Below are 26296 nucleotides of genomic sequence, written 5' to 3' on the forward strand. Positions count from 1 at the left end.
CCCATGACTTACTCGATTTTTTCTCAAACGCCAAACAATGCGCTAAAAGAGCCGATGTTCTTTGGTCAGCCAGTCAACGTGGCGCGCTATGACCAACAAAAGCACCCGATCTTTGAGCAATTGATTGAAAAGCAGCTATCGTTCTTTTGGCGTCCAGAAGAAGTCGATGTGTCACGTGACCGTATCGACTTTAGTAACCTGTCCTCGCATGAGCAGCATATATTTTTGAGCAACCTCAAGTATCAGACCCTACTTGACTCGATCCAAGGTCGTAGTCCAAACGTGGTACTACTGCCACTGGTGTCTATCCCTGAGCTTGAGACGTGGATTGAGACATGGTCGTTCTCTGAGACTATCCACTCGCGCAGCTATACGCATATCATTCGTAATATCGTCAATGACCCAAATATTATCTTTGATGACATTATGCAAAACGAGCACATCTTAGGCCGTGCCTCTGATATCGCCCAGTACTATGATGAGCTGTATCGCAACTCACAACTATATAGCTTGTACGGTCCAGGTACGCACAACATCAATGGCGAGCAAGTGACCGTTGATTTGAGATCATTGAAAAAGCAGATGTACCTATGCATCATGGCGGTCAATGTCCTAGAGGCCATTCGTTTTTACGTATCATTTGCTTGCTCGTTTGCGTTTGCTGAGCGCAAACTAATGGAAGGTAATGCCAAAATTATCAAGCTAATCGCTCGTGATGAAGCCCTGCATTTGACTGGTACTCAGCACATGCTTAACCTCATGCGTAATGGTCGTGACGATCCAGAGATGGTCGAAATTGCCGCAGAGTGTTTTGATGAAAGCGTTGAAATCTTCCGCAAGGCTGCTGAACAAGAAAAAGAATGGGCAGGCTATCTGTTCAAAGACGGTTCGATGATTGGATTGAACAAAGACATCCTTTGCCAATATATCGAATACATCACCAACTTGCGTATGGAAGCAGTCGGCTTGCCAGCAGTATTCCCGAAATCAAAATCAAATCCGATTCCGTGGATTAATACGTGGTTGTCCTCTGATAACGTGCAAGTTGCGCCGCAAGAAACCGAGATTAGCTCATATTTGGTTGGTCAGATTGACTCTGATCTCTCAGACAGTGATTTTGATGACTTTGAACTGTAAAGGCTTTGATTTATAAAATTTTGGGCTATAAATGTTTTGAGCGGTAATCGTTTTGTGGGCTAATAGCAGGGATAGCAATAGCACAGCCATATCCCAATAGGATTAACGATGACTTGGGTAATGACCAGTAAAAAGCAGTTCTATCTACATGATGACGAGAGTCTACTGGATGGACTGCTACGCACAGGGCATGATGTGAACTATCAATGCCGCGAGGGCTACTGTGGTAGCTGCCGAGTCAAGCGCATTGCCAGCTCACATACGGTCGACTATCCGTTTGACCCGCTCGCTATGATTGAGGACGACGAGATCCTACCCTGCTGTTGCCGTGTGCGAGGGGTCATCTACATCAATCACGAGCCTACTATAGAGTAATACTAGCAAGAGTAGAGCTAAAGAAACAAAAAGCGCGTTATCTTTAAGATAACGCGCTTTTTTACTATCTATAAACCGTTAAAACCATTTTGATTAAGCTTAGCGCTATAAAGGTGCGCCATCTCTTTCAAACAACTGCAACAGCTCTTCACGCATACGGTCACGCTCGGCTTCTGACATCATCGGCACTTCTTGTCTTTCACCTTGTAGGCTTGGATCTTCCATACTGCCAAGCGTTTCATCGTGAATCACGACAGGGCGCGCCATTGGCTCTTGCGCTGGACGTTCTTCTAGCAGTATTTTGACTTGGGCATTTTTGCCACGGCGTAATATTTGCGCATTAAGCGTGGTATTCGGTGCTTTACGAGCGACATACTGAATCAAGGTATTGGCATCTGTCATCTCAATGCCGTCAATCGTCAAAATAATATCACCGATACGCAGACCACTTTTAGCAGCAGGACTCTTAGGTATGACGTTAAGTACTTCTACCCCAGTTGAGGTTTCAAGCTGTGTTGGGTCACGTAATTGTGACTGTATCTCAATCCCCAACCAACCACGGCTCACCTTACCATCTTTGATAATAGCATTCATCACTTGCTCAACGATAGCGGTAGGGATGGCAAAACCAATGCCCATAGAGCCACCAGAACGTGAGTAAATAGCTGTATTAATACCAATCAACTCACCATGAGCATCAACGAGTGCGCCGCCTGAGTTACCTGGATTGATAGCCGCATCGGTCTGGATAAAATCTTCAAACTTATTGACCCCAAGCCCAGTACGTCCTGTCGCTGAGATAATCCCTTGCGTTACTGTTTGGCCGACACCGAATGGATTACCAATCGCTAATGCGACATCCCCCACTTTAATAGGTTCTTTACGGAAGCCAAGTGGCGTCAGACCCGTCATATCTACTTTAATCACCGCCAAATCACTGTCTGGATCTGTGCCAACGATTCTAGCTCGGCTCTTGCGACCATCATTAAAAGCGACCGTAATTTCATCGGCTTTTTCGATCACATGGGCGTTGGTCACGATATAACCATCTTCTGAGACAATCACCCCGGAGCCTAAATTGGTATTGCCCTGATCTTCTGATGGTGCACCATGGTACTCAAAAAAGCGGCGCAACATGGGATCATTCATATAAGGATGCTCTGCCATCGTTTGCGTGGTGTAGATATTCACGACGGATTGTGAGGCGCGAGCAACCGCATTATGATAAGAAGAAATCGGTGCGGGTGTATCGGAAACAGGTGCCGACGCTTGCTGCTCCGCAGGCGTGGTTCTGGGCGGCTCCCATGCCTGCTCTGATGCCTTATTCATACTCACAAACAACCAGATAAATGCGGCAATCACTATTAGCAATAAGACCCAAGGCAACCATTTTAGTAAAGACGCCTTGCTGCTGGTATTCCGAGATGACGACATATAAACCTCTATAAATTTGATACAAACAGACGAAGATAAGTAAGGTGAGAAGCGTGTTGTATATTAGGACGCATTGAGCAGCATTTATTAACCGTTAACATCTGAACAAATAGCTATTATTGCTCACTATCTATGCCGCAAGTTCACGTATGTAAATTATAACCGCCAATACTACCCAGTTGTAACGTATCGTGTACCATTTCAGTGAGTAGGATTGTCTATCCTACTATAGCCACATGTTAAAATACTCATTATCAAAACCCATGTCTTAGCTATAAATGCTTGAAACACTGAAACAATTATAAAGGAATACCATGACCACACACAATATCTCAATCGATCCCTCAAACACCGCTATTACCGTCCAAGCGCTAACCACATTCTGTGATGATTACTTATTAGCAGATGCTTTTAAAGATTATGCCCCTAATGGTTTACAAGTAGACGGTGGTCAACCTATCAAGCGAATCGTCACTGGTGTGACAGCTTGTGAGGCATTGATCGATGCGGCTATTGCTGACAATGCAGACGCCATTATGGTGCATCATGGTTATTTTTGGAAAGGCGAACCTGCACCCATTACGGGTATGAAAGGCCAGCGTATTCGTAAACTCATGCAGCATGGCATCTCTTTGATTGGCTATCACCTGCCACTCGATGCCCATCCTATCATTGGTAACAATGCCAAACTGGCTGACGCATTAAATATGACCATTATCGGCGCTTTATATCCTAGTGAATCGCATCCCGTTGGTAATATCGCCACTTGTACCCCGCAGAGTGCTCAAAGCCTTATTACTCATATTACTCAGGCACTAGGACGATTACCATTACATATTTCTGCCAATTATAGCGCACCGAATAGTACAAACGCTAATATCGATAATAACAGACTTATCGAACACGTGGGCATTTGTACGGGTGGCGCACAAGATATGATTGAACAAGCCGCATTGATGGGCTGTGACGCCTTTATCTCTGGCGAAATATCAGAACGTACCACACATATTGCTCGTGAGCTGGGCATTGACTATTTCGCTTGCGGACATCACGCGACAGAACGTGGCGGTATTCAAGCACTCGGCAACATAGTCTCTCAAACATTTGGCATACCAGTAACTTTCGTAGATATTGATAACCCTGCTTAAACAATACCCTCAACTCTGATGACCACTATCTAACTTGTGAATGAATGTCAGAAAATAAGGCTAATAACAATCAGCCTTATTACCCAAAATCGATGTTTTTTGCTGTTTTAATTTTCATCGGTCTATCAGTAACAAAGCTATTTTTAACCGTCTATAGCCCAATTGTTAAGTTTTATCGCTAATTTCTTAACCACACTTGAATAATCCAAGGAATATCCGCATATTACTACCCGAAGAAAGAATGTCTTGTCATGAGGCTTCCCATTTATTACAGCTTCCGGTTATGGTACTTAAATGAGTATAACCCTTTAAAATTTCACTATGTTATATAGCTATCGACGTTGTATAGATAGTGAGGCTTTAGGTGGTTCACCAGTAGATACACTGTGCATGATATATTTTCAGCAGCACGGTATGTCTTAATTTGAGTATCGCGATACTTGATGAGTAACCGCTAACTAATAGAATATTAGCGTAAATTTTCTATTAGTTTTTTTATTAATAATGAAAATAGCGACTTGCTTGCCTTTATTGCTGGACAAAAATATTAATCACTATTGACTCTATTACCAATAATTTAAAGCGTCACTGGTCATTAATATGAGCGTGGAAAAACTGAGTGCTTGAGCGCCCCGTTCACTCTACGTTTTTTGTCTCAATAACTTAGTTCATGACCTTACCTATGTTTAATATATAGTTGTTTTATTCTTAGCCCTATCTATTCATCGATGAAGGAATCATCCGATTTATATCCTTCGCGGTTTTGTGCGTTCATAATTTTTATATTGACACTTTATATCAATATTTTGAGAGATCTCTTAGTCCTCATACGTGATACGCCAATAGATAAATAGCTAATTAAAAAACTGCACGGCTACATTTGATAAAACATTCATTAGCGGCACTATTATTGAGCAGGGTGACGACGCACTTATCCTATGAGGAAGTGCGCTGTTATCTAAAATGTAATATCGATGTATGACTATTTTATAAGCATACATTCACAAGCATTTTACGGTAAGCAGGATGGCTAAAATCAGGAGACATCCATGCAGCGTATTACTTATCGTGTGAAAGTATCTGCGCAAGGGGCCAAACGCCGTATTTCTTATTTACTGCGTCCATCTAAACGCCTACTGAACACTAAAAGTAACATCGTTTCATCCGTTACCCCAACGACATCAAGTCGTTTTTCTAGAACTAAAAAGCTCGCGCAAGTTTCTAGTATTGCCCTTCTCTCTTTACCTGCTGAGAGTCTGACGACGATGAGTGCACCGGTGCCAGCCTATGCTAATGTCATGCTGGAAAGCACATTAACCATCGCTGCCGTCCCGGGTGACAGTACTTATTTCGCGACTGATGGTTTTCAACACGGCTTTGGTTTTGATCTGGTACGTACGTATGCTGACGAGCTTGGCGTCGATATCGATCTAAAAGCTTATGCCAATGAAGAAGCGGCATTAAAAGCAGTAAGATCAGGTAGCGCTGATATGGCGTTGACCACTGCCAGCACCAAACTCAAAAGCCAGTTGAACCTATCGTCTGTTAATGTCAGCTGTGGTTATGATGCCAGTTTGACAAAAAATGGTCTGCACCCAAAAGTTAGCTGGACATTTAGCTCACCCAATGATCCATTATCACAAAAAGCCAGTTACTTTTTATGTGATAGTATCAAGCTTCAAAACACGCAAAAGCTGGCTGCCTTTTATAATCAAAACTTGCTAAAAGATGCCTATAGCCAAGATCACTTCCAAAAAACTCTGACCGAAAAATTGCCTGATTATCAATCTTCTTTCGAAGAGCAAGCGCGCAATTACAATCATGACTGGGAATTATTGGTGGCCATGGGTTATCAAGAATCACACCTCGATGCCAATGCCGTATCGCCAACTGGTGTGCGTGGTCTCATGATGTTGACCAACAATACAGCAAAAGCCATGGGCGTCTCAGATCGCGTCGATCCCTATCAAAGTATCGGCGGCGGCGCGCGTTATTTAGAGCAAATGAAAGATGACTTTTCTGATGTGCCAAAGACAGATCGTATTTGGTTTGCACTTGCTGGTTATAACATGGGACCAAATGCAGTGAAAAGCATTCAGCGTAAATTAAGAAATCAGGGTATTGATGATAAAAGCTGGGCGAACGTTTATGCTTACTTAGCCGACAATAAAGCGTCCAATAGCCGATACGGGCAAGCGATGCATTATGTTAGCAACATCAGAAGTTATCTTGAAACCATCAAAACTCAAACTGTCTAATTAACAAATATTATTTGATATTTTGAAAATTAAATTTTACAGATAAAAAAAGCTGCTCTTTATAAGAGCAGCTTTTTTGTGGGGTATGATTTATCGAAACAATATCTATTTGGATATTAGTCTAATAATCAACTTTTCATTAGCGATTAGGTACGGTGAGGCGCTGACCGCGCTGTAACATCGTATCCGCTGCAATATTATTCATCTCAGCCAACTCTTGCGTAGAGACGCCATATTTACGCGCTAAACCAATTAAACTGTCTCCTGATCCAACAGTATAGCTGACCGTAAGCTTTGGTACTTTAAGCGTTTGTCCACGCTGTAACTGGGCATTGGTCGCGAGATCGTTGGTTGCCGCCAAGTCGTCTATCGAAACACCAAATTGACGTGCTAGAGCAATCAAACCATCACCTGATTGAACTTTATAGTTCTCAGTGTTGCCCAATTTTTTACCACTACTTGCTGTGCTAGTCGTGGCAGTGCTACTAGCCGAACTACTGCTTTGTTTATTACTACTAGAGGTCGCTGTAACGCTACCACTGGCAGGAATCGTAATCGTACGACCGAGTATCAAATTAGAGTTGGTTTTCAAGTTATTCGCTGTTGCCAAGTCACTAAGTCCAATATTATAACGTTGAGCCACACCTGTTAACGTATCACCTGACTTTACTTTATAACTGATGGTTTTGTCGTTTAGCTGACGATCAACCAGTGCTTTAGAAACTGGTACTTTGATGGTCTGACCACGTTGTAAGCGTGCTTTTGCATCAAAGTTGCTATTCACCGCCGCAAGCTCTGCTGGACTAATACCCACGCTATTGGCAATGCCAATTAAAGTGTCGCCAGATTTAACTTTATAGTTGGTGGTCGCCACGGAGCTTGTGCTACTGGCACTGCTACTAGAGCTTGAGGTGCTTGCTGCATCAAAATCGACATTGGCAGGCACTTTTAGAGTTTGGCCAACATATAGTGAGCTTGTAGTGCCCATGTTATTGAGACTCGCCAATGTATCAGTTGAAACATTGAACTGACGTGCGAGAGCAATCAAACCATCGCCCGCTTTTACCTTATAGTTTTTAGTCGCAGTCGATGATTTCTTCGGCTTGGTTGAAGGAGCAGCAGGCGTGGTCGCTGGCGCAGTTACTTTACCTGGTATCAACCATAGCTTTTGACCACGTAGTAAATCTGCTCTACTGCTCAAATTATTGTAGGTTGCTAACTGAGTCACCGATAAACCAAAGCGATTAGCAGTACCAATCAGCGTATCACCGCTTTGTACTACATAGCTGTCTGGTTGGCTTGCTGCGGCGTTGTTAGCTGTGCTCAACGGTTCGATGGTTTTCGCATTGTATAAGTATAAGGTACTGCCTGATAGCAGCTTAGAGCTGGCATCTATTTGATTCCATTCTGCGATATCGCGCCAGCTGACACCAGCACGACTAGCGATATTAGACAAGGTATCGCCACGCTTGACGGTATAAGTTGTACGTGCACCTTGAGGTTTTGGTTTGCTTACTGATGTTTTTGCAAAGCTAAGTTTTTTCTCTTCGCCACTGGCTTCTAGAATAGATTGCTGTGTCTGTACTGCTGATAGATTAATATTGCCATCAGCATTGACTACGTTGGTTTCAGGTGTGTTGCTGCGAATTTGATTGGCAATAAAATCACGTTCTTCTTTGCTTAATGGTGGTTCTTGGACAATCGTATTGTTCTGTGTGATTTGCGCCGAAGTGGTCGGTAGACTGTTGCTGCTTTTTAGCTCAGCATTGATCTTGTTGGTTTCTGCCGTACTCAATGGTGGCTCAGTGCGCACCGAGGCATTACTGCTGTAAACAGAACTGCTAGTAGGTGTGGCTGACGGTGATATATAACTGGTCGTTTGCTGCGGCACGCTAGCGCTTGCTGCGTAATCAGCCAATGCACTACCAGTCGATGGCAGTGAAGAGCCGGTATAAGGTTTGCTATTATAGCTTGGCGTTGTGCTCGTGCTACTTGGTGTGCTCGTATTGCTCGATGCAAGTATATTGCCCGTACCATTGCCTCTCAATGAGCTTAATTTGGCATCGGCATTAAGACTAACATCATTAGGAATGATAATACGCTGAGGGCCCGAAGAATCAACACGTCCTGAGGTTAATGCGGTATTTAACCTTTCTAATTCGTCGTAACTAACGCCTGTCATTTGTGCGACTTCAGCTAAGCTAACACCATAATTCACTGGCACACTACGGAAATGCTGACGGTTGGCAATAGCAGGCAAGTAGACACCATATTGCTCAGGCTTAGCAACGATTTCAGCAACTGCCAAAAAGCGCGGCACATAGTTCATGGTTTCAGTAGGCAGTCTAAGTGACCAATAATCTGTTGGCAGTCCGCGCGCAGCATTGGCATCGATGGCCTTTTGTACACGACCAGGACCCGCATTATAAGCAGCCAATGCCAGCTCCCAACTTCCGAACTGATTGTGCAGCGCCGTCAAAAAGTCGTAAGCAGCGCGCGTTGATTCGATGACATCACGTCGACCGTCATAGGTACCGCTTTGGTTCAAACCATAGATACGACCCGTACTTGGAATAAACTGCCACAAGCCTGCTGCTGCTGCACTACTGGTACCACTTGGATCGTAAGAGCTCTCAATGACTGGCAACAAAGCCAGCTCTGTTGGAATATTACGACGCTCAGCTTCTCGTACCGTGTGATAGATATAGCGACTGGCACGTGCTGTCAAACGGTTTAAATAGTCTTGGCGACTGGTAAACCAGCTTTTTTGCCCTTCGATACGCTGATTGTAAGTCGGCTGACCGCCATTCATACGATAACCCGCACGCAAGCGATTCCATAAATCACCATACTGCTGAATAGCAAGTTTGTTGCCTTCTACCATTGTCATGTCAGTGGCTTCGAGTAAATCAGCTAACTCATCCAAACTCTCCGCATCCAAATATGCCGTTGAATAGTCCGTACTGCTGCTTGATGTAGGCGCTTTATTGGCGGGACGTTTGGTAATGACAGATGAGCTATTGGTCGCACCCTTTTTTACCGTTGACGTATTGCTACAAGCACTGATAAGTAGAGTTGATACCGCAAGCGTCAATGGCAACGCAATAAACGAGCGAGATTTTGATAGCACAGTAGACATGATATTGGAAGTTTCCTAACGACAGAAAGTGATAAGATAAAGTTACTTGCTAGTATAGTATGCAATGTGAAGCAAAGACCAGCCTAATATAAAAAGATAATCACCATAAGTTGAGTCCATTTTTAGACCACTCACCGGAGGCAATCAATCATTTTAATGGTCGACATTATGAATCGGTATAGCTATTTATGATGGAGTATTTTGTTTTCGGATAGTCTCTTGGGGTTACTATCCTTTTTGATTATCCAAGGATAAATACATTTTTCAATCAACGCCTAATTGCTGACTAGCTGATGCTTAATGAATATTTAATTAACGGTTAATTAATCGTTACTTGTGATACGGCACGTAGTAGCACCGCATTACCAGTCGATAACGTCAATGTCACTCTTGACGTGGTGACAAATGAGACATTTCTCCCATCTTTTACCCAGCTCTCATTGGTCGTCACATTTGCTTTGGCCTGATCGCCCGTAATGACGATATTGTCGACAGAAATATCATAACGATAATTAGAGGTATTATTCCAGCTGTTTTGCAGCAACTTTAAATAAGCATCTTTATCTAAGCTGGTAGACTTACCTTTTCTAGACATTGAAATCAGTGCATCGTCAGAGACAAGACGAGCGACCTGATTGACATTTTGGCTATTTGCTGCTGACTTCATTGCGGCTGCATAATTTTGTACCAAAGCTTCGGTCATGGTTGCCGCTTGCGCACTGATACTCACAGTACTTGCAACGGTCATTACCGCCGCTACGCTGGCACTTTTTACCAATAGTGCCAAAAGCCCTTTTCCCCATAATCGTTTCATGATAATCCTTAGTGATGCTGTTGTCGTTGTTGTCATATATTGACAATGAACGTTTTTATTGACTAAAACATAGTACCCGTTTATTACTCATTGACATAATGATAAATGAATCGAGCGCTATCGCTCACACTCTTCATTTACTTGTGAAGAATGTCTTTTTAATCATCACTTGCTCATTAATGATAACGGCGTACTTTTATCATTAGAGTGAGACTATCATTCAATTCTCACAGCTATGTGACACCCTGTGTAATTATTGCGAATGCTAGAATACTAATCATACGGCGCCATTGGTTCTGAAATATGAGTCATTGCCCATCATTACAATAGATACAAAAAATATTAACTGAACCGCTTATCGCCGTCCATAAATCAGTTTTCGCTCTAATGTTGATTCATTTTTTGTTAATCTAAACCCAATTTAATAAATCGCACTAGGCTGTGTTCTCATTTTAGAAATGATGATAAAAATGAGAAAAACTGCCGCTAAACAAGCAAAATAGCACAGATAATATTAGGGTCTGTTGCAGACATGCCCTATACGCTACTTAGCGTCCGTACTATTATCTTCGTACTGCTCATCATCACTAAGTTTCATACCCAAACGCTCTACTCGTCTGTCCATCATTTGTCGAGCCAGTGCTTGCATATCTTCGACGCGGTCTATTTCATCCACAATTTCAAGTCCTAACAGGGTCTCAAACACATCTTCTAAAGTAACCAAGCCTTTAACTTCACCATATTCACCGACCGTAATCGCAATATGAATACGGTTCTTTAGCATCAGCTCTAACAAATCAAACAGTTTCATTTTTGAAAATACAAAAGTGATGTCACGTTTGAACTGAGTCAACGGCTTATGCATTGCATGGTTTACTTTGGCCAGCAGCATGTCTGTCTTTAGGACAAATCCAGTGATATTATCCAAGTCGCCATCGTAAATTGGCAGTCGTGAAAACGTCAGTTTTGGGCGATCAACCAATAATTCGGCGACTGTTTTATTTTCTTCAAACGCCAACATCACCGAACGCGGGGTCATGATATCTTCGACTTTAATCGCACCAAATGCGAGTAAATTGCGAATAATACGAGATTCTAATGGGTCGATTTGTCCTGACTCTTCACCGATACTAGCAAGCGCAGCAAACTCACGACGGCTAAATGCTTGTGGTTCTTTGCCACGTACCAGCAGTTTCGTCAGCCGCTCCGAAATCCAAATAAGCGGATAAAGCAGCAAGATGATACCGCGCACAAAGTAAGCAACCATACCACTTAACTGACGCCAATATACCGTTCCAAGTGTCTTTGGGATAATTTCAGATAAAAACAAAATAGCCAACGTCATAATGGCAGAAAATAGCCCAAACCAAGCACTACCAAACACAATCGTAGCCTGAGCACCCGCTCCGATAGAACCTAACGTATGAGCCACTGTATTCAAGGTCAAAATAGCGGCCAACGACTGATCAATATTATCGACCTTTAAGCGTCTTAGCATATTTGCTTTTTTTGGATTGCGTTCTTGAACATCCGCAATATAGGATGGTGTCATGCTCAGTAATGCGGCCTCTGATAAAGAGCACACAAATGAGATACCGATGGCAACAACCACAAAAAATATCAACAATAACACACTCATAGCAGTCGGCTCTGCTACTAGACTTTCTGTTACTACGCCCCCCGCTGCAAAAGCGGAATGAGGCAATAAAAACATCAGCATTGCTAGTAGTGCCGACAGCCTAGAGACTGATTTAGTAAGGCTAAGACGCTGTAAATAGCGTGGTGTCGGAGGAGGTTTAGCAGACGCTTCTTTAAAAGCGCGCGGACGACATAAACGAGGTACAAGCATAAAGGAGGTAAACAAGTTAAGTAACCTAAACAGAAAAGAGGAAAAGGAATAATAATATAATGAGCAAGTGATGCTAAACCATTAAAAGGCAAACAACAAAACAAGCATAGTTAGTTATCTGATAAAACGACTGTGACTCGCTGCTCAAAACTGATTTAACACCAGATAGTAGGATCTATTATATACTAATAAATCGTGTGCTAAATGCAGGAAATTATTGCCATTTGATAGTAGCATTGATGATGCTATTTCACAATAAGACGCTATTGTTAAGTCTTTGCTTTTTGGTATCCTTGATCATACCCTTTAATTAATACTCTACTATTACCTAGCATCCATTCGCTGCTTGAATTTTGTTATACTCTCAGCGCTTCAGCATTATTTATATGATGTGGCAAAAATATTGCCGCAAAAAGTAATGACTGCTCGCACGCTATTACCTTAAGAAAAACCTACCCCGCCTATGATTAACAGTTACCAAGTCTGGGATTTTTTGTTACTATGCGTTTAATTTTATTATTATCCATGACTTACTGAGAGAAACTATGTTGTTATTTATCCAAGCTGCTCATGCTGCTGAAACTGCCGGTGCCGCATCACTGTTCGGTCAAATCTTATTGCCTGTCGCCTTTTTTGCGATTTTTTACTTCTTGGTTATCCGCCCACAATCTAAGCGTACCAAAGAACATCGTGCAATGGTTAATTCGCTAAAGGTTGGTAGTGAAATTATCTTTGCTGGTGGCTTGATGGGTCGTATCAAAGCCATAGAAGGTGACTATGCGGTGGTCAGCCTAAATAACAATACTGATGTTAAAGTACAACGTGCTTCTGTGATTTCAGTATTGCCGGCTGGCACGATCGAAAGCGTTTAATGATTAATTGAAAGATTGGTCGCGTTTTATTGATGATTATTAACCTTTCTATCATTAATAAATATAGTGATTAATACAGTAACTAGGAATGACCGTACCTTATTTACGGTCATTTTTCGCTATAGAGCAATGACGTAACAACAGTTTCATAGAGTATAGACAGTTTATGTGTATGCTTTTGAGCATGCTGTCTTTATTGATTTTATCAGTGATATTCTTGATGACTATACAAAGATACGTCTGTATTATTTGCTTTACTGTTTTACTATCATCGCGGATGATCGCAATGGTGCATGATGACGACTGCTAAATACAGCACTCAACCATTGCTATCACTAACTTCCCATCTGCTAACTTGTGGCCTACGTCGCCAGTCGTTTATCAACTTAAAGAAGTGATTATGCAATATCCCGCTTGGAAATACTTACTTATTGCCGTCGTGCTAATCATTGCCGGTCTATATGCTGCTCCTAACCTCTACCCTGATGAACCTGCCGTACAGATTACGAGCGCCGCTGCAGGTACACAGCTGTCTGAAGGTATCTTAACTCAGTCTCAAAGCTTGCTTGAAGAGGCTGGTATCAATAACCACGATGGGACGTTTGAGGACAACAGTGCACTGGTACGTCTTGACAATCCAGTCGATCAGCTAAAAGCTCAGGAAGTACTGCGTCAAAACTTGGGCGAAGACTATGTGGTCGCGCTTAACTTGGCGCAAACGACGCCGCAGTGGTTACGTGATATCGGAGCAAAACCGATGAAGCTTGGCCTTGATTTACGTGGCGGTGTGCGTTTTGTGCTAGAAGTCGATATGGACAAGGCACTTGAACAACGTTTGACCAGTGCCAGTCGTGACATGCGTCGCGAGCTACGTGCTGAGCGAATTGCGATCAAAGGCATTAAAACTGAAGATCGAAGCGTGGTACTACATTTCGCTGATACAGACACTCGTAACCGTGCACAGAACGTCCTGCAAGGTTCGATGGGCAATACATTTAACTTGCAATCCTCTATTGACGAGCAAGGTCCTGCACTAATTTTAGCGTATAACGATGCCACTTTAGATGAAATCAACAGCTATGCGGTCAATCAAAACTTAACGACCCTTCGCAATCGTATTGCTGAGCTGGGTGTGACTGAAGCTTTAGTACAGTCTCAAGGTGCTAGCCGTATTGTCGTCGAACTTCCTGGTGTACAAGATACTGCTGAAGCAAAACGTGTCTTAGGGCGCACCGCAAATCTTGAGTTCCGTATGGTGGCAGAAGACGCCGATACCTATACGGGCGGAATCCCGCCAGCAGGTACTGAGGCATTTCCATTTGAGACACTCGATGGTCCACCGGTATTGCTTGAACGTCAAGCGATTGTCACTGGTGATAAAGTCACCAATGCACAAACTGGTGTGGATGAAAGCGGCTCGCCTGAAGTCAGCATTACTTTAGACAGTGCTGGTGGTAAGCTCATGCAAAATGCCACCCGTACAGCCGTTGGCAAACAGATGGCAGTATTGTTCATCGAAAACAAGCAAAGAATCACTTACGAAGAAGACCCAGAGACTGGCGAGACTGTCGAAGTCAGAACGCCTTACGCTGAAACCAAAGTCATTAACCGTGCCAATATTCAAGCGGTCCTTGGCTCATCCTTCCGTATTACTGGTCTAGATAGTAGCGCTGAAGCTGCCGAGCTTGCACTACTATTACGCTCAGGCGCACTTGCCGCACCGATGTACTTTGTAGAAGAACGCACAATTGGTCCATCATTAGGTCAAGACAATATTGATAAAGGTCTATTCTCTACGCAAGTCGGTTATCTATTAGTGTTTGCGTTTATGATTATCTTCTATCGTCTATTTGGTGTGATTGCCAACGTGGCGCTGGCCGTGAACGTTATTATCATCATTGCTATTATGTCAATCTTAGGCTCATCACTTACCTTGCCTGGTATTGCTGGTATCGTTTTGACCATCGGTATGGCCGTCGATGCCAACGTACTGATCTTTGAGCGAATACGTGAGGAGCTAGCAAACGGGGTACGGCCCAAATCCGCCATCGTGGCAGGTTTTGATCGAGCCTTTAGTAGTATTTTCGATGCCAACATCACAACCCTATTAATTGCTTTTATTCTATTTGCAATTGGCACGGGTCCGATTAAAGGCTTTGCGGTTACATTGGCTATTGGTATTGTCAGCTCACTATTTACCGCTATTATGGTGACACGTGCGCTGGTACAGATTGCTTATGGTAAGCGTAAATCTATCAAACGTTTGAGCATCGGTTAGGAGAATATTATGACGATTGATAAGAACAATCCTTTAGAACAGCAGAACAATCCAGATCGAGATGGTTCAAGTGGCTCAAATGTTGAGGCAAGCACACGCCGCCGCAAAAAACCACGCCGTGATGGTAAAGGTAGTAATACCAAAGCCAATAACCCGACTACCGCTACATCAAGAAAAAATAAAACGTTGAGCAGTGGTAAGGACGCGGATCAAGCACTGGCCACTCAAGCAGCCAATCCTGATTTAGAATCGGGTGATGCTGCAGATGATGCCGCTGCAATCGCTGAAGGCGGTATCAAAGCCGTTGGCAATCAGCGTATCATTCCGTTTATGAAGATAGAAAAGCCAATGGCACTTTTATCTCTATTGATGGTTATTGGTAGTATCATTGCTATTGCAGTGAACGGTCTAAACTTAGGGCTTGATTTTACTGGTGGTGTGTCGGCAGATGTCCGTTACGATCAGCCTGTCGAGCAGGTTGAAGTCGTACAAGCATTGGCTGATAATGGTTTTGATGATGCTGTAGTACAGTATCTCGGCACTCGAGAAGAGCTATTGGTTCGCCTTCCTCCTCAATCGGATAGCGTTGATGGATTGAATGCCAGCCTTAATAAAGCCTTGTCCCTGCCTAATAATGACGTCGAAATCAGTAATGTTAATATTATTGGCAGCCAAGTTGGTAATGAAATTTATCTAAACTCAGTCATGTCACTCGTGTTGGCATTGGTCTGTATGTTGGGCTATGTTGCCTTACGTTTCCAGTTTAAACTCGCTCTTGGTGCGGTATTATCGCTGTTTCATGATGCTATTGTCACCATTGGTGTTTTTGCCTTATTTGGCTTTCCTTTCGACTTAACCGTCTTGGCGGCTGTCTTGGCACTGGTTGGTTATTCTATCAATGATACAATTGTTGTGTATGACCGTATTCGTGAGAATTTCCGTCGTGTCCGTGGTATTACACCACGCCAGACAATCGATTTGTCTTTAACAGAGACGCTGCGCCGTACCATTATGACCATCTCTACCGTGTTATTGGTTGTTTTAGCAATGTTGTTCCTAGGCGGCGATGGATTGTTCTGGTTCTCAGTGGCATTGTTTATCGGGTTACTGGCGGGTACTTACTCATCAACGTATATTGCAAGCTCGATTCCTTTACATATGGGTCTGTCACGCGATGACTTTATCGTGAAAGTAAAACCTGAGTTTGAAGAAGAAATTGTCACTTTCAATGATCCAAAGATGTTTGAATAAGACAATGCTTAGTTAAAGTAATGCTTAAGTAAAACAGTATGTAGCGATGTGTCATTAGGCGTAATTATGCTTAATTAACATATTCATTAAAACTGCACTTAAGTAAGGTTAACATCCGTTTTTATCACGTTACTGACGTTTAAATCAAAGCACCTGACTCGTGAATAATGAGTCTAGGTGCTTTTGTCTTTGTAGCTATTTTTGCCTTTAATATCAACCCTGCGAGAGTTAACTCCATTTACAAAAGGGTCAAGGCAACAAAGTCAAATATATAAGCCATACTTCAAGAGGTTAATGCCATAACTTTTTTATAGTGAGCTGACTATACGGTAATGTCATAGCGTTCATGAGACTAACTCCGCCTTTCTTGTTTTTCAGCAATAAACGAGCCAAAAATGCCAATGACTACCTCGCCACCTAGTGCTATGCCACCGATTGATACTCGCTATACACGTATCATTGCTATTGCGTTGCCAGTATTATTGGCCAACCTAGCCATGCCACTACAAAGCGTCATCGATACCGCGATTGTGGGCAACATGAATGACACAGCTAAGCTTGCTGGGATGGGCTTGGCTATACAGTTATTGTCTTTATTACTCGTGAGTTTTAACTTTTTGCAATATGCCTCGTCTGGGCTGTCGGCTCAAGCGCTAGGACAATCGGCCAATCATGTTGATATTTCTACTCATATCACAAAATCGTCAAACCTAATCCCATCACCCCTACTATCAATCTTGCAACGTGCCTTATTATTAGCATTTATTATTGGCGCCATTCTGTTACTGGCAAAACCTTGGTTGATAGACTTTGGCTTGCAAGCCCTATCAGCCAACCCCGAAAGTGGGCAAGCAGCAAAAACCTATTTGGATATACGCTTTTGGGGCGTCATCGCTGAACTAATGAACTTTGCCTTTATTGGTTGGTTTGCTGGTCAAGGTAAGACTCGTTACATGCTTTACCAACAAGGCTTTATCGCCATTCTGAATATCATTCTGACCTTGTTTTTTGTCTACGGTATGCAGATGGGATTGGTTGGGGTGGCGTTAGGAACCACTATTGCCTTTTGGCTGGGCGTGATACTGGCATTGGGGCTTAGCCGTCAGCATTTACAAATATCTTGGCGAGCCTTGTTCACTGCCGACAAGCAACATTTTTCTAAAGTAAAAATGCTTAGGCTATTTTCGTTAAATAAAGATATTTTTATCCGTACGCTTATTTTGACATTAAGTTTCGCTTGGATTACCCGCCTGTCGGCTCAAAGTGGCGATGTCATCCTAGCTGCCAATGCTATTTTGCTGCAAGTATTGAGTATCTCAGCCTTTGCCCTTGACGGTGTGGCGGTTTCTGCTGAGACGTTAAGCGGTCAAGCAGCAGGAAGACGGGATTGGCGACGTTTTCGTATCATCGTCAAGCGCACGGGCGTCGTCAGTTACGGTTTAGCCATCACCTTAAGTGCGATATGGTGGCTTGCGATGCCAACATATTTGCAATTTATGACCAATATCGAATCCGTTTTTACGCTGGCATATGAGTACCATCTTTATGCCGTATTACTACCTCTCGTTGGCGTTGGTGCCTATTGGCTAGATGGTATATTTTTTGGCTTGACTGCGGGTAATGTGATTCGTAACGCCGCTTTGATACTAGCCGCTATCTTTTTTCCACTCAGCTGGGTGCTCTACCAACAGTGGGATATGACTGGTATTTGGCTAAGCGTGTGGTGTTTGTTATTACTTCGGCTGATTATTTTAGGTGGCTTCTTGTACCGAGCTCATCAAACAGCCAGCTATGAAAAACTCCAGCCAACTGTGTAATGTTCTTTAGATCAAGTGTGTTTTTGCTAGGGTGCTTTTGCTACTACTCGGGCTTATCTTCATTTTAAACCCATTTTTCTAAAATTACTCTTTAAGTAAAAAATTAATAATAACCAAAAGACAGTAAACATTAGGATGTCATGTGACTACTCATTCAAAAGAATTACATCAACAGCATGAGACCAGCTACGACTGGGTGGCGGGCTTCAAAAGAAGTCTACCTGTGGCGATGGGCTATTTACCTGCGGGTATCGCCTTTGGTGTGCTGGCACAAGTTGCCGGCATACCTGTATGGGCAACGATTATGTTGAGTGTTGTACTTTATGCGGGCGCCGCTCAATATGCTTGTTTGCCGATGCTAAGTGCGGGTCTACCAATTGGTAGCATCGCAACCAATATTGCCGCTATTAATTTACGTCATGTATTTTATGGTATGCCCTTGTTGCAATACTTACCAGAACATAAGCTTGCCAAAACCTATTGCCTATTTGCCCTGACTGATGAAACTTTCTCTGTTATGACCAGTTTACCTAATGAGTCAAGACAAGCGTTGATACTGCCATTGAGCTTATTTAATCAAAGCTGGTGGGTACTAGCGAGCACTATTGGTGTCATGATCGGCAGTACTCTTAACGATTTGGTACCACATTTGGATTTTGCCTTAGTCTGTCTGTTTGCGATCTTAGCTTATGAGCAGTTTCAAAGTATCAAACGTTATTTCCCAATTGCTATTGCTATCATTTCTTTAGCAGTTGCCTCCTTATTTACCAGCAATTGGTTATTATTGGTGGCGATTACTATTTGTATGCTATTAATTTTAGCTCGTGGGTTTTGGACCCAGCGTAATATGACGGGTGCCAACAATGACCAGTAGTTACCTTATTTTTGCAACTTTTGCGATGGCCGCTGTGACCTTTATTACGCGCGCGCTACCTGCCTTAATACCCAGAAAGCTGTTAGATACACCTTGGCTGCATCGGCTCAATGAGAGCTTGCCACTATCAGTCATGGTATTGCTTATTTTGACCAGCCTTTCTTATCAAAATTTATCGGCAGCGACCGGGCTAAATAGTGCTGAACTGCATTTATTGATGGCACAAATTGGGGCTCTTATTTTGGTGTTATTCGTTTATCATATCAGCCGTCAGTTATTGGTCAGCATGGTCGTTGGTATCGCCGCAATTAATGGCTTGCTGTGGGTATTTACTAATTTTTTAAGTGGTTACTAGAAAACTGATAAATGCGTGAATGGATGACATGCGCTAGTTAATATGAATAAGTTTAAACCATATAACTGGACTATATTTCAAATAAAAAAGGCTGCATTCTAATGAGAATGCAGCCTTTTTCGAAAGTATTTTTTAACCAGAGCTATTTACATCTCTTCGATACCCATCATATCAACTGGGGTATCAGCCACTATTTGTACGCCTTTTTTACCCGTTTTGGCCGTGTCATTGCGTTGCTCTTGTAAATGCTCAAGATACGCTTCATTGATTTGCCCAGTGATGTAGCAACCATTAAATACGGCACAATCAAAGCCTTCAACTTTACTATACTTGGTATCTTTTACCGCATCAATCAAGTCATCCAAATCTTGGAAAATCAATCTATCAGCACCGATGATTTCACGCACTTCTTCTACCGTATGACCTGAGGCAATAAGCTCACTGCGGACTGGCATATCGATACCATAGACATTTGGATATTTAACCGGTGGCGCGGCGCTAGCAAAAAATACTTTGTTGGCACCAGCATCGCGTGCCATTTGGATGATTTCATGGCAAGTGGTACCACGAACAATAGAATCATCCACCAACAGTACGTTTTTACCTTTGAACTCAAGTGGTACGGCGCTGAGTTTTTGACGAACTGATTTTTTACGTTGCTGTTGACCTGGCATGATAAAGGTACGACCGATATAGCGGTTTTTCATAAACCCTTCACGGTACTTAACATTCATTTTTAGTGCCAGCTCCATCGCTGACGTACGCGAGGTATCTGGAATCGGAATAACCACATCGATATCGTGATCTTCGCCCCATTCAGCAAGGATTTTATCAGCCAGCTTTTCACCCATACGTAAGCGGGCTTTGTAAACTGAGATGTTGTCCATGATAGAATCTGGACGAGCAAAATACACATATTCAAAGATACAAGGCGTGTATTCTTGCTGCTCAACGCACTGATGGGTATGTAATTTATGATCGAGATCAATAAAGATGGCTTCGCCAGGTTTCACATCACGGATAATACTGAAACCTGATCCTGTCAGTGCTACTGACTCTGAGGCAACCATATACTCGGTGCCGCCATTCGGTGCCATGCGCTTACCAAAAATAAGCGGACGAATACCGTTTGGATCACGAAAAGCAAGCAGACCATGACCCGTAATCAAAGCGACTACGCCATAAGCGCCTTCGCAGCGACTATAAACCGCTTTTACTGCTTCAAAAATATCATCAGCCGTTGGATGGGTTTTGCCCAAATTTTGCATCTCATGTGCCAGTACATTCAACAATACTTCAGAGTCTGAATCTGTATTAAGATGGCGACGATCTTCTATATACAACTCTTTGGCCAATGTCTCAGCATTGGTTAGGTTACCATTATGCGCAAGCGTAATACCATAAGGTGAATTGACATAAAATGGCTGAGCCTCGGCACTGCTAGAAGTACCCGCCGTTGGATAGCGCACATGACCAATACCGAACTTACCGACCAGCTTTATCATATGATGATTCAAAAAAACATCACGTACCATACCATTTTCTTTACGTAGATAGAGTCGTCCATCCTGCAAAGTGACGATACCTGCTGCATCTTGCCCACGATGCTGTAGCATCGTCAAGCCATCATAAAGAATCTGATTGACTGGCTCATGAGCTGCAACCCCAACGACTCCACACATAGTTATATCCTATTTTGACTCATACATTAGTACTACAATAACGGCAAAATTTCTGACAGTTCACTATTTAGATGTGAGCTGTCACTCACCGCCGACCTGATGATTGTTGTTCAGAATTTAACGAATATTTATCTTTTGACTATTAGCAAAATGCACTATTCATTGGCATTTATGGTCTCTAAATGTGATCAAATAAATTTTTATCAAGGATAAATTACAAAGACGATATGATAGAAGCGATAACCTCTAGCACCATAAACCCAAGCTATCAGCATCGAAGCATTAAAGGTTAACCGTAAAATGCTTACGACTGATTGACTTGATCCCAAGCCATACCTAACACATCTGAGACCAACGCTTTACCCATCGGTGCATAAGGCAATAGCTCAGGCGCGAGCACTGACGTTTGCCATTGTGGCATTTGCACCAGTAACGGCGCACTGACGCTAAGCACGACTAAGACCATCAGTATATTTTTAGCGGCACCCAGTACACCACCTGCCATTTTGTCAACGATACCCAAGCGTAAGGTTTTAAGCACTCCTGAGAATACAAACGCAACTAGGTGCATGATGGCCAATATGGCTATCACCACCAATAAAAATGCCATTGCCATTTGTAAAACGGGGTTTTGCACGATACTTGATAGTTGCGGCGAAACCACTCCTGCCAAACGCGTGGCAGCGATAAGGGCAATAAACCAGCCAACCAAACCAACGGCTGTTTTAATCAATCCGACCTGAAAGCCGCGCCATAAGCCGATCAAAACAACAATAGCAATCACGATATCCAGACCACTCATGTTCTACGCCTCATACCTTATTGATTTTTATTGGATGTTTACTTCAGTTTTTGTGACACGTTAATCTTTGATGACTCAACCCAAAATACAGTTGTCTTGTGTATCTGATAGGTAATGAACTAGGAGTGTTGATGCGTTAGAGCTCCATCGCATCATAATAGCCACCGATTGCTTGAATGCAAGACTGTACCAGCCCAGGACCACGATAAATAAGCCCCGTATAAAGCTGCACCATGTCGGCACCCGCTTCGATTTTTTTGACGGCTTTCGCACCACTGTCAATACCGCCGACGCCTATTAAAGCGACTTTACCATCTAGCTGATCGGAGAACTGTTGTAAAATTTGGGTACTAATGTGGCTGACTGGGCGACCGGATAGGCCACCTGCTTGGTCACCATCAGGTAGGTCTTCAACACCAACACGGCTCAACGTTGTATTGGTCGCAATCAACCCATCAATTTCAAAATCGAGCAATTGCTGCGAGATATAGTCCACTTGTAGCGGCTCTAAATCAGGAGCAACTTTCAATACCAGCGGCACATAAAAACCGTATTCAGTGGCTAATTGGCTATGACGGTTTTTGATCGTATGCAAAAGCTGGGTCAGTGCCTCACCACTTTGTAGATCACGCAAATTCTTAGTGTTTGGTGAGGAGATATTAACGGTGATATAGGAGGCATGCGGATAAGCACGCTCTAAACAATAGACATAATCGTCAGCGGCTTGCTCTACTGGCGTATCGGCGTTTTTACCAATATTAATCCCAATATTGCCTTTGTATTGACAGCGCTTGACGTTTTCGATCAGATAATCGATACCTTGGTTATTGAAACCCATTCGATTGATGATAGCATCTGCCTGCTTAATTCTAAACAGCCTTGGCTTATCATTGCCTATTTGCGGTCTTGGCGTGACCGTGCCCACTTCTATAAAACCAAAGCCCAGCTCAGCCAGCGCATCGATATAGTCACCATTTTTATCCAGTCCTGCAGCTAGGCCGACCGGATTGGTGAATTGCAAGCCCATACAGTCTGTGGGCTGCATTGACTGACCGTATACTAAACCTAAAACACGCGCTTTATGAGCTTTATCTAATAAAGATAAGGTCATTTCGTGGGCGTGTTCTGGATCCATCTTAAACAAAAAAGGGCGAAGTAAGGCATAAGACATAGTAATGGCAGACCCTGCTCGAAAGAAATAGTGAGTGAATAGTGCGAATAAAATCAAGCGCTGCGATTATATCAGCTTAACAGAAATAAGAGCAAAGTTTCATGCGCTAAATTTTGATATTGAAACAGCATTTGATTGAAACAGCGTTTGGATATCTAAATATTATGATGGGCTGCTGCCACATATCGTCAGCTACGTAAAAAAACAAGAGAAAGGTCGCAGCCCTATCTAAAACGTAGATAGCACCTTATATACCAATCATGGTGATACTTAAGGAACGGGGCGACCATCAGTCAATGCTATCCAACCACGGACGATACGATAAAGATGCCATATAAAGGTAAAAATCATGATTAGTAGGCCAAATACCGCTAATAGTACCGAACCAATAGCGATATTACCGCTATCAGCCAGCATGCTGAGGCCAAACCCACCTAGTGCAAAGGTAATGATAATAATACCGACAAAGAAGAATACGATGCTATACCAAAAGGTCTTAATCTGCCAATCGAAATGCGTGGCCAGCCACGAACCCTCTGCATCATGGCGCTTCGCATAGTTCATCACAATTGGCACAATCCAAAGTAATCCCGCGGTAAAATAGCTGATTATGTATAGAAAATACGTAATGTGGTTATAAGTGATTAAAGAACGGCGCTTACCATTGCTCATATTGTCGCTCGCCCCATAGTCCTGTCTTTGCTGAGTTACTTCATAATCAAATGCAGCTTCGACTGACGCATTATCTTGGTATTCAGCAGTTCTGGTCTGCTGATGGATACGCGTGTCAGGTTTGCGATCAGAAGATTGATTCATCTTAAATATCCATCTCTGCCTGTGTAATAATTAGTTAATTGTGCCAAACATGCAATTTTTCAATGACACTAACGACAAATGACTATTTTAGAAATTGATAATCGATAAATTTGGGGCTGTAGTAGATCAAGATCAAAATTAAAATACATCCAGTTTCAATAGCCTATCGATTTATGAGATGACAGTCGCTTGCACTTGAATGGCTTTGGTAGCCAAGTCTTGCTGTATCGATAGCTGAGTGAACTGCCAGCCTTGCTGTTCAAGTTTGCCAAGTGCTGTGCTAACCACCGCTTGACTGGCATGATTAAAGCTCAGTTGCACGGCATCACCCGTCGCAACGACTTGGGCGTTGGCAATACCTGAGTCGTTTAATAAAACACTGATACCATTGGCAGGTGGCATGGCGGCTTCACCATCCGCCGTATTCATCGCATTACTATCGATGTTACCCGCTTGGGCGCGCAACCAAAAATAATCAGCCACTTGCTCTTGATAGTCGCGCTTACTGTCGTTTGCTGCTTGATGAATACTATAACCACCGTAGCCACCAATAAACAATAATAAAAACATAGACAATACGGCCAACGCCAACTGATCACGCGGCGAAAGTGCCTGCCAGCGTAACGATAGCACCTGTTGGAAGTTGCTTACACGCGCTGACAGCACGTTGGCGCCAATACTTTTACTGGTCTCTGGAGTGATGTTATTACGTTTGGTTCGGCGCTGTAATCGTTTCATTTTCCAACCTTTTTGACTTTCATTACCACTGCCTAGTTGGCAAATAAATTATGATGCCGCCACATTGGTTTGTGTAGCGTCATTTTCTACGACATTCACCGTAACTTGACCACTAAACTGCCCTTGCTCATTACTGTTTACTTGTGCAAGCTTGGCATTTAAACCCTGCGCAACAAGTGTGCTTGTAAATTGATCAAGACTATTACGGTCAGGGGCAATCAAAGTAAAGCTGAGTGCTGATGGCTGCATCACTAACGCTTGTGCCCGCAGTGAAGACTGTTTGATTAACGGGGATATGCGAGTCAATGCTGCCATGTGTGAGGCTGGTGCTTGGCTGTCACTGCGCAGCTTGGGTTGCAACTGTACTTGCAGTTTGGTACGCGAGCTTAATGGCTCATTTGGAAACCAAGCTTGATACTGCGCCGCAATCTCAGCTTTGGTCGCTACCGTCGCCTTATTATACTGATACCACTGCACGCCATCGGTCGCCATCTGTAATACCAGTGCCGATAACGCTACCATCGCTGCCACACGCAAATACGGTGAGAGCTTTGAGTCCGTTGATTTAATAAAGAAATTAAGCGCGTGACGCTCAGGGCTGGCAACAGGCTTGGGCGTCGTGGTCAATGTGGTTAATAACAGCTGGTGATCTGCAACAATCGCGGCTGTTTGCGCCATAAAGTTCATGGGCATGGACGAATGTGATGGCTGTGAAGTCTCATTTGTAGCCGCTATGGGCGGCAATAGGCTCACTTCACTTAAATGCGGGAAACGTTCAAAAATTAAGGGTAAATAACTGACAGCCATGCCTTGTCGCAATGACTGACGCAGTAGCATGGTTTGCGCATCCTGATACAGTGTTACTTGCTGACCTGCTCCCTCTTCTGGCGTTGGCAGCAATAGAAAATCAGGCAGTAACGCCGTGATGCTCATGCCAGCGAGCTTAGCACTCTGCTGCCATGACTCGATATCGCTTTGCGCCAGTGCATACAGTTGGTGATTGTCCGCTTCACTGATTTGCCGAATGGCCAATTGCTCGACAGGGGTCAAGGATGTCTCTTCAAACAAGTATTGCTTGCCACTATTGCCCAGCTGTTTAAGCTGAGTCGTATTAAGCTCAGTATCTACCTGCAATATATGGCTTGACGGAAAATATAGACACAAAGCTTTCTGCACATTGGTTTTATAATTGCCGTAGACCGTTTGCAGCTGTTGCCAACCATCAACCGTTTGCCATTGCTGAATATCTTCATGCCAGACAGCGAGTGGGCTATGCTGCGCTCGTAACCAAACATGTAACACTAAGCGTGTCCTTAATTATTAAAGCTGTTTTAAAGGTAAGATGTAGACAATTTCATTCTGATGCAGGTTGGTTGGCTGACTGTCATCATTGCTATCTTGTCATAGCTAAAATCTGATGATTTGGTGGCTAAATTTTTAATAGCCAACCCTTATTTAGCCCAGTTTAACACCACCAAGTGTCAAT

The 26296-nt window shown here is 43.1% G+C and carries 20 protein-coding genes; 10 read left to right on the forward strand and 10 right to left on the reverse strand.

Features of this window, described 5'->3' with window-relative positions; translation table 11 throughout:
- The first annotated feature begins 3 nt into the window (after positions 1–3).
- Entirely contained in the window at positions 4–1137 is a 1134-nt protein-coding gene (nrdB, locus tag JFC10_RS05250; protein ID WP_193011014.1) for a class Ia ribonucleoside-diphosphate reductase subunit beta, read from the forward strand.
- 108 nt (positions 1138–1245) lie between these two features.
- Positions 1246–1512 carry a class I ribonucleotide reductase maintenance protein YfaE gene (yfaE, locus tag JFC10_RS05255; RefSeq protein WP_198331980.1) on the forward strand — a complete coding sequence of 89 codons (267 nt, stop codon included), beginning with the start codon at positions 1246–1248 and terminating at the stop codon, positions 1510–1512.
- 105 nt (positions 1513–1617) lie between these two features.
- Here yfaE and JFC10_RS05260 read toward each other — a convergent pair whose 3' ends face one another.
- Complete coding sequence (locus JFC10_RS05260) at positions 1618–2946, reverse strand: S1C family serine protease (protein WP_198331981.1); 1329 nt, start codon at positions 2944–2946, stop codon at positions 1618–1620.
- Positions 2947–3260: 314 nt separating this feature from the next.
- Between JFC10_RS05260 and JFC10_RS05265 the strand changes: the two genes are divergently transcribed.
- Both JFC10_RS05265 and JFC10_RS05270 read left to right on the forward strand, forming a co-directional pair.
- On the forward strand, positions 3261–4094 hold the full coding sequence (locus JFC10_RS05265; RefSeq protein ID WP_198331982.1) for a Nif3-like dinuclear metal center hexameric protein: 834 nt from the start codon (positions 3261–3263) through the stop codon (positions 4092–4094).
- 1049 nt (positions 4095–5143) lie between these two features.
- Entirely contained in the window at positions 5144–6352 is a 1209-nt protein-coding gene (locus JFC10_RS05270; protein ID WP_193011018.1) for a transglycosylase SLT domain-containing protein, read from the forward strand.
- A 139-nt stretch (positions 6353–6491) separates the two neighbouring features.
- Here JFC10_RS05270 and JFC10_RS05275 read toward each other — a convergent pair whose 3' ends face one another.
- The 3 genes from JFC10_RS05275 to JFC10_RS05285 all read right to left on the reverse strand — a co-directional run bounded on the left by JFC10_RS05275 (position 6492) and on the right by JFC10_RS05285 (position 12154).
- Positions 6492–9491 (reverse strand): LysM peptidoglycan-binding domain-containing protein, encoded by a 3000-nt coding sequence (locus JFC10_RS05275; RefSeq protein ID WP_198331983.1) that lies wholly within the window; start codon positions 9489–9491, stop codon positions 6492–6494.
- 319 nt (positions 9492–9810) lie between these two features.
- On the reverse strand, positions 9811–10305 hold the full coding sequence (locus tag JFC10_RS05280; RefSeq protein WP_193011020.1) for a nuclear transport factor 2 family protein: 495 nt from the start codon (positions 10303–10305) through the stop codon (positions 9811–9813).
- Positions 10306–10849: 544 nt separating this feature from the next.
- Positions 10850–12154 (reverse strand): hemolysin family protein, encoded by a 1305-nt coding sequence (locus JFC10_RS05285; protein ID WP_227686006.1) that lies wholly within the window; start codon positions 12152–12154, stop codon positions 10850–10852.
- Positions 12155–12699: 545 nt separating this feature from the next.
- Here JFC10_RS05285 and yajC point away from each other — a divergent pair.
- From yajC to JFC10_RS05315, 6 genes are all read left to right on the forward strand, one after another.
- Positions 12700–13026 carry a preprotein translocase subunit YajC gene (gene yajC, locus JFC10_RS05290; RefSeq protein ID WP_193011021.1) on the forward strand — a complete coding sequence of 109 codons (327 nt, stop codon included), beginning with the start codon at positions 12700–12702 and terminating at the stop codon, positions 13024–13026.
- Between the two features lie 400 nt (positions 13027–13426).
- Positions 13427–15304: a protein translocase subunit SecD gene (gene secD, locus JFC10_RS05295; RefSeq protein ID WP_198331984.1), complete on the forward strand. Its 1878-nt coding sequence runs from the start codon at positions 13427–13429 to the stop codon at positions 15302–15304.
- 9 nt (positions 15305–15313) lie between these two features.
- Positions 15314–16555, forward strand: a complete 1242-nt coding sequence (secF, locus tag JFC10_RS05300) for a protein translocase subunit SecF (protein ID WP_193011023.1) — start codon at positions 15314–15316, stop codon at positions 16553–16555.
- 395 nt (positions 16556–16950) lie between these two features.
- On the forward strand, positions 16951–18372 hold the full coding sequence (locus tag JFC10_RS05305; protein ID WP_198331985.1) for an MATE family efflux transporter: 1422 nt from the start codon (positions 16951–16953) through the stop codon (positions 18370–18372).
- Positions 18373–18514: 142 nt separating this feature from the next.
- Positions 18515–19246, forward strand: a complete 732-nt coding sequence (locus JFC10_RS05310; protein ID WP_406947340.1) for an AzlC family ABC transporter permease — start codon at positions 18515–18517, stop codon at positions 19244–19246.
- Positions 19236–19601 (forward strand): AzlD domain-containing protein, encoded by a 366-nt coding sequence (locus JFC10_RS05315; RefSeq protein ID WP_198331986.1) that lies wholly within the window; start codon positions 19236–19238, stop codon positions 19599–19601. Before JFC10_RS05310 ends, JFC10_RS05315 begins: the two co-directional genes overlap by 11 nt.
- Before the next feature lie 146 nt (positions 19602–19747).
- Here JFC10_RS05315 and purF read toward each other — a convergent pair whose 3' ends face one another.
- From purF to gspL, 6 genes are all read right to left on the reverse strand, one after another.
- Entirely contained in the window at positions 19748–21283 is a 1536-nt protein-coding gene (gene purF, locus JFC10_RS05320) for an amidophosphoribosyltransferase (protein ID WP_198331987.1), read from the reverse strand.
- Between the two features lie 304 nt (positions 21284–21587).
- Positions 21588–22085 carry a CvpA family protein gene (locus tag JFC10_RS05325; protein WP_198331988.1) on the reverse strand — a complete coding sequence of 166 codons (498 nt, stop codon included), beginning with the start codon at positions 22083–22085 and terminating at the stop codon, positions 21588–21590.
- A gap of 136 nt (positions 22086–22221) precedes the next feature.
- Positions 22222–23256 (reverse strand): quinone-dependent dihydroorotate dehydrogenase, encoded by a 1035-nt coding sequence (locus JFC10_RS05330; RefSeq protein ID WP_198331989.1) that lies wholly within the window; start codon positions 23254–23256, stop codon positions 22222–22224.
- Positions 23257–23526: 270 nt separating this feature from the next.
- Positions 23527–24072 carry a DUF4870 family protein gene (locus tag JFC10_RS05335; protein WP_227686002.1) on the reverse strand — a complete coding sequence of 182 codons (546 nt, stop codon included), beginning with the start codon at positions 24070–24072 and terminating at the stop codon, positions 23527–23529.
- Positions 24073–24243: 171 nt separating this feature from the next.
- Positions 24244–24810: a type II secretion system protein GspM gene (gene gspM, locus JFC10_RS05340; RefSeq protein WP_198331990.1), complete on the reverse strand. Its 567-nt coding sequence runs from the start codon at positions 24808–24810 to the stop codon at positions 24244–24246.
- A 48-nt stretch (positions 24811–24858) separates the two neighbouring features.
- A complete protein-coding gene (gene gspL, locus JFC10_RS05345) occupies positions 24859–26112 on the reverse strand; it encodes a type II secretion system protein GspL (protein WP_198331991.1) in 1254 nt (417 codons plus the stop codon).
- Positions 26113–26296 lie beyond the last annotated feature (184 nt).

This window comes from Psychrobacter aquimaris, from assembly GCF_016107525.1.
GTDB classification, from domain to species: Bacteria; Pseudomonadota; Gammaproteobacteria; order Pseudomonadales; family Moraxellaceae; genus Psychrobacter; species Psychrobacter aquimaris.

Bases quoted from the DNA above. Each gene is read 5' to 3' on its own strand.
- nrdB (WP_193011014.1), top strand. From the start codon at position 4: ATGACTTACTCGATTTTTTCTCAAACGCCAAACAATGCGCTAAAAGAG.
- JFC10_RS05265 (WP_198331982.1), top strand. From the start codon at position 3,261: ATGACCACACACAATATCTCAATCGATCCCTCAAACACCGCTATTACC.
- JFC10_RS05275 (WP_198331983.1), bottom strand. From the start codon at position 9,491: ATGTCTACTGTGCTATCAAAATCTCGCTCGTTTATTGCGTTGCCATTG.
- yfaE (WP_198331980.1), top strand. From the start codon at position 1,246: ATGACTTGGGTAATGACCAGTAAAAAGCAGTTCTATCTACATGATGAC.
- JFC10_RS05335 (WP_227686002.1), bottom strand. From the start codon at position 24,072: ATGAATCAATCTTCTGATCGCAAACCTGACACGCGTATCCATCAGCAG.
- JFC10_RS05330 (WP_198331989.1), bottom strand. From the start codon at position 23,256: ATGTCTTATGCCTTACTTCGCCCTTTTTTGTTTAAGATGGATCCAGAA.
- secF (WP_193011023.1), top strand. From the start codon at position 15,314: ATGACGATTGATAAGAACAATCCTTTAGAACAGCAGAACAATCCAGAT.
- secD (WP_198331984.1), top strand. From the start codon at position 13,427: ATGCAATATCCCGCTTGGAAATACTTACTTATTGCCGTCGTGCTAATC.
- JFC10_RS05260 (WP_198331981.1), bottom strand. From the start codon at position 2,946: ATGTCGTCATCTCGGAATACCAGCAGCAAGGCGTCTTTACTAAAATGG.
- JFC10_RS05325 (WP_198331988.1), bottom strand. From the start codon at position 22,085: ATGAGTGGTCTGGATATCGTGATTGCTATTGTTGTTTTGATCGGCTTA.
- yajC (WP_193011021.1), top strand. From the start codon at position 12,700: ATGTTGTTATTTATCCAAGCTGCTCATGCTGCTGAAACTGCCGGTGCC.
- JFC10_RS05315 (WP_198331986.1), top strand. From the start codon at position 19,236: ATGACCAGTAGTTACCTTATTTTTGCAACTTTTGCGATGGCCGCTGTG.
- JFC10_RS05280 (WP_193011020.1), bottom strand. From the start codon at position 10,305: ATGAAACGATTATGGGGAAAAGGGCTTTTGGCACTATTGGTAAAAAGT.
- JFC10_RS05285 (WP_227686006.1), bottom strand. From the start codon at position 12,154: ATGCTTGTACCTCGTTTATGTCGTCCGCGCGCTTTTAAAGAAGCGTCT.
- purF (WP_198331987.1), bottom strand. From the start codon at position 21,283: ATGTGTGGAGTCGTTGGGGTTGCAGCTCATGAGCCAGTCAATCAGATT.
- JFC10_RS05270 (WP_193011018.1), top strand. From the start codon at position 5,144: ATGCAGCGTATTACTTATCGTGTGAAAGTATCTGCGCAAGGGGCCAAA.
- JFC10_RS05305 (WP_198331985.1), top strand. From the start codon at position 16,951: ATGCCAATGACTACCTCGCCACCTAGTGCTATGCCACCGATTGATACT.
- gspM (WP_198331990.1), bottom strand. From the start codon at position 24,810: ATGAAACGATTACAGCGCCGAACCAAACGTAATAACATCACTCCAGAG.